6 protein-coding genes are annotated in these 6,787 nt (G+C 66.1%); all 6 read left to right on the top strand.

Going from position 1 to position 6,787, the window contains the following annotated elements; all coding sequences use genetic code 11:
• Positions 1-1,291 (top strand): pyruvate kinase (gene pyk, locus CF70_RS21440; protein WP_235185147.1); only part of this gene is annotated, 1,291 nt, incomplete at its 5' end.
• 124 nt (positions 1,292-1,415) lie between these two features.
• Entirely contained in the window at positions 1,416-2,480 is a 1,065-nt protein-coding gene (gene fba / locus CF70_RS21435; protein ID WP_035869274.1) for a class II fructose-bisphosphate aldolase, read from the top strand.
• A gap of 183 nt (positions 2,481-2,663) precedes the next feature.
• Positions 2,664-3,572, top strand: a complete 909-nt coding sequence (locus CF70_RS21430) for a phosphoribosylaminoimidazolesuccinocarboxamide synthase (protein WP_035869271.1) — start codon at positions 2,664-2,666, stop codon at positions 3,570-3,572.
• A gap of 159 nt (positions 3,573-3,731) precedes the next feature.
• A complete protein-coding gene (gene purE / locus CF70_RS21425) occupies positions 3,732-4,229 on the top strand; it encodes a 5-(carboxyamino)imidazole ribonucleotide mutase (protein WP_035869268.1) in 498 nt (165 codons plus the stop codon).
• A 59-nt stretch (positions 4,230-4,288) separates the two neighbouring features.
• A complete protein-coding gene (locus CF70_RS21420; RefSeq protein WP_035869265.1) occupies positions 4,289-5,533 on the top strand; it encodes a 5-(carboxyamino)imidazole ribonucleotide synthase in 1,245 nt (414 codons plus the stop codon).
• Positions 5,534-5,639: 106 nt separating this feature from the next.
• Entirely contained in the window at positions 5,640-6,626 is a 987-nt protein-coding gene (locus tag CF70_RS21415) for an L-threonylcarbamoyladenylate synthase (protein ID WP_035869262.1), read from the top strand.
• Positions 6,627-6,787: the final 161 nt, after the last annotated feature.

Genomic DNA, 6,787 nt, shown 5'->3' with positions numbered 1-6,787 from the left:
GGGGGGGGGGGGGGCGGCCCGGGCCTGCGGCCGGGAAGTCGCCATCATGGCTGACCTGCAAGGGCCGAAGATCCGCGTCGGCAAGTTCGAGAACGGCAAGATCACGCTGCAGCCGGGCGATGCCTTCATCCTTGACTCCACCTGCACCCTGGGCAACCAGGAGCGGGTGGGCCTGGATTATGAAGACCTGCCGCGCGACGTGGGCCCGGGCGACCTGCTGCTGCTCAACGACGGCCTGATCGTGCTGGTGGTGGACCGCGTGCTCGGCCACGAGATCTTCACCACGGTCCGGATCGGCGGCGAGCTGTCCAACAACAAGGGCATCAACCGCCAGGGCGGCGGCCTGTCGGCGCCGGCGCTGACCGCCAAGGACATGGAAGACATCAAGACCGCCATGGCGCTGGGCGCGGACTATGTCGCGGTGAGCTTTCCCAAGAACGCCACCGATATGGAAATGGCCCGCCAGCTCGCCGCCGTGGCCGGCCAGCCGCACCAGCACAAGGCTCGCATGATCGCCAAGATCGAGCGCGCCGAGGCGATCCGCCCGGGCGTGCTGGAAGAGATCCTGCAGGCCTCCGACGGCATCATGGTGGCCCGCGGCGACCTGGCCGTGGAAGTGGGCAACGCGGCCGTGCCGGCGCTGCAAAAGCGCATGATCCGGCTGGCGCGCGAGGCCAACAAGCTGACCATCACCGCTACCCAGATGATGGAGAGCATGATCGTCAACCCGGTGCCGACGCGCGCCGAAGTGTCGGACGTGGCCAACGCCGTGCTGGACGGCACCGACGCCGTGATGCTGTCGGCCGAGACCGCCGCCGGCCGCTATCCGGTGGAAACCGTGGAAGCCATGGCCGCGGTCTGCGTCGAGGCGGAGAAATCCGAGGTGGTCCAGCTCGACACCGATTTCCTAAACCAGACCTTTGGCCGCATCGACCAGTCGATCGCCATGGGCGCGCTGTTCACCGCCTATCATTTGCAGGTGAAGGCCATCGCCGCGCTGACCGATTCCGGCGCCACCGCGCTGTGGATGAGTCGGCACCGCATCCATGTGCCGATCTACGCGATGACGCCCAACCTGGCCTCGCAGCGCAAGATGCAGCTCTACCGCAATGTGGTGCCGCTGCCGCTGGAAGCCAGCGCCGACCGCGATACCGCACTGGAGCAGGCCGAGGAACTCTTGCTGTCGCGCGGCGTTGTGCAGCGCGGCGATTTTATCGTGCTGACCATTGGCGAGCCGATGGGCCAGCCGGGCGGCACCAATACGCTGAAGATTGTCCGCGTCGGCGCCTGAGTGTGCCGCGCCGGACAGAACGCCGGCCGCCGTGCACGTAGGATCAGCCGCACACGCATAGCCAATATGCGAAGACGAATAAACGAATACCGAGACACCCCATTCTTTCTTTAGGAGTTTTGACATGCCACTCGTATCGATGCGCCAGCTGCTCGACCACGCCGCCGAAAACGGCTACGGTCTGCCCGCTTTCAACGTGAACAACCTGGAACAGGTTCAGGCCATCATGCAGGCCGCCGACGAGGTCAATGCGCCGGTGATCATGCAAGCCTCCGCCGGCGCGCGCAAGTATGCCGGCGAGCACTTCCTGCGCCACCTGATCGAAGCCGCCGTGGAAGCCTACCCGCATATCCCGGTGGTGATGCACCAGGATCACGGCCAGTCGCCGGTGATCTGCCAGGCTGCGATCGACCTGGGTTTCTCCTCCGTGATGATGGACGGCTCGCTGCGTGAAGACGGCAAGACCCCGGCCGACTACGAATACAACGTCGACGTAACCCGCAAGGTGGTGCAGATGTCGCACGCCATCGGCGTGACCGTCGAAGGCGAACTTGGCTGCCTGGGCTCGCTCGAAACCGGCGAAGCCGGGGAGGAAGACGGCATCGGCGCCGAAGGCAAGCTGGATCACTCCATGCTGCTGACCGACCCGGAACAGGCCGCCGACTTCGTCAAGGCCACCCAGCTCGACGCCCTGGCCATCGCCATCGGCACCTCGCACGGCGCCTACAAGTTCACCCGCAAGCCCACCGGCGACATCCTGGCGATCAACCGCATCAAGGAAATCCACGCCCGCATCCCCAACACCCACCTGGTGATGCACGGCTCGTCCTCGGTGCCCCAGGAACTGCTGGCCGAAATCCGCCAGTTCGGCGGCGACATGAAGGAAACCTACGGCGTGCCGGTCGAGGAAATCCAGGAAGCCATCAAGTTCGGCGTGCGCAAGATCAATATCGACACCGATATCCGCCTTGCCATGACCGGCGCGATCCGCCGCTTCTTTGCCGAGAACCCCAGCAAGTTCGATCCGCGCGAGTACCTGAAGCCGGCCCGCGAAGCCGCCAAGCTGGTTTGCAAGGCACGCTACATCGCCTTCGGCTGCGAAGGCCAGGCATCCAAGATCAAGCCGGTCTCGCTGGAAGCCGTTGCGCAGAAGTACAAGTCGGGCGAACTCGCCCAGGTCGTGCAGTAAGCTGAACCCCGTGCCGTCCCCGCCCTGATCCCGTAACGAGGAGAGGCGCGGGGACGACGCTTTTCAGGCCCCGGCGCATGTTGCCGGGGCCCGAGAGGCGCTAACAAAATGATGCGCAGGATCACTCGGGATCATGCTGGATCACTCTGGATCATTCTGTTAGTGCCTCCTATCGGAACCACCATGTCGAACGCTCTCTATCAGTCCTCCATCACTTCGCTGCCGCTGCTCGGTCACGGCAAGGTCCGCGACAACTACGCCGTCGGCGACGACAAGCTGCTGATCGTCACCACCGACCGCCTGTCGGCCTTCGACGTCATCCTGGGCGAGCCGATCCCGGCCAAGGGCCGCGTGCTCAACCAGATGGCCAACTTCTGGTTCAAGAAGCTGGCCCACATCGTGCCGAACCACGAGACCGGCGTCACCGCCGAGAGCGTCGTGAGCCCGGCCGAGGTCGAGCAGGTGCAAGGCCGCGCCGTGGTGGTCAAGCGCCTCAAGCCGATCCTGGTGGAAGCGGTGGTGCGCGGCTACCTGGCCGGCAGCGGATGGAAGGATTACCAGGCTACCGGCAGCGTCTGCGGCATCGAACTGCCCGCCGGCCTGCAGAACGCGCAGAAGCTGCCCGAGCCGATCTTCACCCCGGCCGCCAAGGCCGAGATGGGCGAGCACGACGAGAACATCTCCTTCGCCGAAACCGAAGCCCGCATCGGCGCCGACCTGGCCCGCCAGATGCGTGACATCTCGATCCGCCTGTACAAGGAAGCGGCCGACTATGCCGCCACGCGCGGCATTATCATTGCCGACACCAAGTTCGAGTTCGGCCTGGACGAGAACGGCACGCTGACGCTGATGGACGAAGTGCTGACCGCCGATTCCTCGCGCTTCTGGCCGGCGGATTCCTACCAGGTCGGCACCAACCCGCCGTCCTTCGACAAGCAGTTCGTGCGCGACTGGCTGGAATCGGTGCGTATCGACGGCAAGCCGTGGCCCAAGACCGCGCCGGCACCGGCGTTGCCGGCCGACGTGATCGAGAAGACCGCCGCCAAGTATCGCGAGGCGCTGACGCGCCTGACCGGCGAGGAACTGCAGTAATTTCTGCCGGCGCTGGCCGTGGCCGGCTGGTGCGCCAAAGCCGTCTGCAATGAGGACGGTTGTTACCCCCTCTCCCCTCAGGGGGAGAGGGGAGCGAACCAACGCAAGACGAAGGTTGGCGCGGTCCCCATGCGCCAGATGGATTTTTAAGGATTTAACGTGAGCAATACAGCCAAGCCGCTGGTCGGCGTTGTGATGGGCAGCAGTTCCGACTGGGACGTGATGCAGAACGCGGTCGCCATGCTGAAGGATTTCGGCGTGGCCTTCGAAGCACGCGTGGTATCCGCCCACCGCATGGCCGACGATATGTTCGAGTACGCCGCCACGGCGCGTGAACGCGGCCTGCGCGCCATCATCGCCGGTGCCGGCGGTGCCGCGCACCTGCCCGGCATGATCGCCGCCAAGACCATCGTGCCGGTATTCGGCGTGCCCGTGCCGTCGCGCTACCTGCGCGGCGAGGACTCGCTGCTGTCGATCGTGCAGATGCCCAAGGGCGTACCCGTCGCCACCTTCGCCATCGGCGAGGCTGGCGCCGCCAATGCCGCGCTGCACGCCATCGCCACGCTGGCCACCACCGACGACGCGCTGGCCGCGGCGCTGGAAGCATTCCGTGCCAGGCAGACCGAAGCTGCGCGCGCGATGACGCTGCCGGTATGACACGCAAGCAACACCAGACCAGCCGACTAGCTTAAGCCCCGAATCCGGAAAGACGCGCAATGCCCACCGATATCCATCCCCACCTGGTCGAAGCCCACACGCCGGAGTCGCGTGCCGAGTTCGGCATCGACAACCCCAGCGCGCCGGTGCTGCCCGGCGCCTGGCTCGGCATGCTGGGCGGCGGCCAGCTCGGCCGCATGTTCACCCATGCCGCCCAGGCGATGGGCTACAAGGTCTGCGTGCTCGATCCGGACCAGGACAGCCCGGCCGGCACCATCGCCGAGAAGCATATCTGCGCGGCCTACACCGACGAAGCCGCGCTGGCCGAGATGGCCAGGCTGTGCCCGGCGGTGAGCACCGAATTCGAGAACGTGCCGTCGCTCTCGCTGGACCGGCTCGAACAACTCGGCGCCTTCGTGGCGCCGCGCGGCTACTGCGTGTCGATTGCGCAGAACCGCATCGGCGAGAAGAAGTTCTTCGCCTCCTGCGCCGAGCGCACCGGCGTGCCCACCGCGCCGCACTGGGTGATCCAGCATGACGCCGACGTCGACCAGCTGCCTGAAGACCTGCTGCCCGGCATCCTGAAGACCGCGCGCATGGGCTACGACGGCAAGGGCCAGGCCCGCGTCAAGAGCCGCGAGGACGTGCGCGCCGCCTGGCGCGCCATGCAGCACGTGCCCTGCGTGCTGGAGAAGATGCTGCCGCTGGCCTACGAGGTCTCGGTGCTGGCCGCGCGCGCCGCCGACGGCACCACCGCCACCTGGCCGCTGGCCGAGAATGTGCACCGCGATGGCATCCTGTTCTCCACCGTGATGCCCGCCACCAGCGTCTCCGACGAAATCGCCGCGCGGGCCCGCGCCGCCGCCGCCACCATCGCCACCGAGATGGGTTATGTGGGCGTGCTGTGCATCGAGTTCTTCGTGCTGACGGACGGCTCGCTGGTTGCCAACGAAATGGCGCCGCGCCCGCACAACTCGGGCCATATCACCATGGACGCCTGCGAAACCAGCCAGTTCGAGCAGCAGGTGCGCGCCATGGCCCGCCTGCCGCTGGGCAGCACGCGCCAGCATTCGGCGGGCAAGATGCTCAACCTGCTGGGCGATGTGTGGTTCGAGTTCGGGCTGGAGCGCACGCCGGCCTGGGACGAAGTCATGGCGCAGTCCGGCGCCAAGCTGCACCTGTACGGCAAGAACGATGCGCGCCCCTCGCGCAAGATGGGCCATGTGAACTGCGTGGGCGGTGAACCCGCCGATGCAGGCCGTGCGTTCGACGCTGCCATGAAGGCGCTGCACATCGAGTCGTGAAGGCTTGCCTGGCCGGGTGCGCTGTCGGTGTGCCCGGCGGGTTCTCCCGCTTTCATAGTCTTGTAGTTTCGTAGTTTCGTAGTAACGCCCACCCCAGAGATCCCCGATGTCGCGCATGCCCACGTCCGCCGAACTTGACCAAGCGGTCCAACTGCTGGAAGCCGGCGAGCTGGTCGCCTTTCCCACCGAGACCGTCTACGGCCTCGGCGCCGACGCGGAAAACCCCCAGGCCATCGCCCGCATCTACTCGGCCAAGGGCCGGCCGTCCAACCATCCGATCATCGTGCATGTGGTGGACGGCGGCGATATCAGCTACTGGGTCGACGACGTGCCGCCGGCCGCGCAGCAACTGATCGACGCCTTCTGGCCTGGCCCGCTCACGCTGATCCTCAAGCGTGCCAGTCATATCCCGGCAGCGGTGGCCGGCGGGCAGGACAGCATCGGCCTGCGTTGCCCCTCGCATCCTGTCGCGCAGGCGTTGCTCGCACGCTTCAAGCGCGGGCGGGGTGGCATTGCCGCGCCGTCGGCCAACAAGTTCGGCCAGGTCAGCCCGACCACCGCGCAGCATGTGCGGGATGAGTTTGGCGACGCCGTCTTTGTGCTCGAAGGCGATGGGGTGGAGGTTGGCATCGAATCGACCATCGTGGATCTGTCGCGGCTGGAGCAGGGCATTGGCCCCGTATTGCTGAGACCTGGCGCGATTACCGCAGCGATGATGGCGCAGGTCCTGGGCGTGACGCCCTTGCCGCCGGATGCCGCTGCGCCGCGGGCTTCGGGGACGCTTAAGGCGCACTATGCGCCGCATACTTCGCTGGCGTTGTCTTCCGCTGCGGATTTGCCGGCCCAGTTGGCGGATTTGCCTGCCGATGCCAGAGTGGCATGGGTGGGGGGCGAGGCGGCTGCCGATCCACGGTGCGTTTGGGTGCAGGCGCCTGCCGATGCCGAGGCTTATGCTCGAGAGCTTTATCGGTTGTTGCGGAGGCTGGATCGGGAGGGGTATTCGAGACTGGTTTTTGAAGCCTTGCCGGATGGGTATGAGTGGGATGGGGTTAGGGATCGGTTGCAGCGGGCTGCTGCTGCGTTTGGGGGGTAACGGGGGGTAAAACCGTTGGTTTTTGATTGCTGGGTGGGCCTTTGGATTTGGCGGTGTTGGTTGTTGGACCCAAGGGCGTACGACATCCCTCTGCGGGGGTGGTCGCCGTTTCTTTGAGCGGCGTTGGTTGTTGCACCCAACAGCGTACGACATCCCCCTGC

The organism is Cupriavidus sp. SK-3, assembly GCF_000611145.1.
GTDB lineage: Bacteria > Pseudomonadota > Gammaproteobacteria > Burkholderiales > Burkholderiaceae > Cupriavidus.
Note: the sequence above shows the minus strand (reverse complement) of the source record. Positions and strands in the feature narration are given on the sequence as shown.

What these genes read in the sequence shown, in the direction of transcription:
- fba (WP_035869274.1), top strand. Translation starts at nt 1,416, where the DNA reads ATGCCACTCGTATCGATGCGCCAGCTGCTCGACCACGCCGCCGAAAAC.
- CF70_RS21430 (WP_035869271.1), top strand. Translation starts at nt 2,664, where the DNA reads ATGTCGAACGCTCTCTATCAGTCCTCCATCACTTCGCTGCCGCTGCTC.
- CF70_RS21420 (WP_035869265.1), top strand. Translation starts at nt 4,289, where the DNA reads ATGCCCACCGATATCCATCCCCACCTGGTCGAAGCCCACACGCCGGAG.
- CF70_RS21415 (WP_035869262.1), top strand. Translation starts at nt 5,640, where the DNA reads ATGTCGCGCATGCCCACGTCCGCCGAACTTGACCAAGCGGTCCAACTG.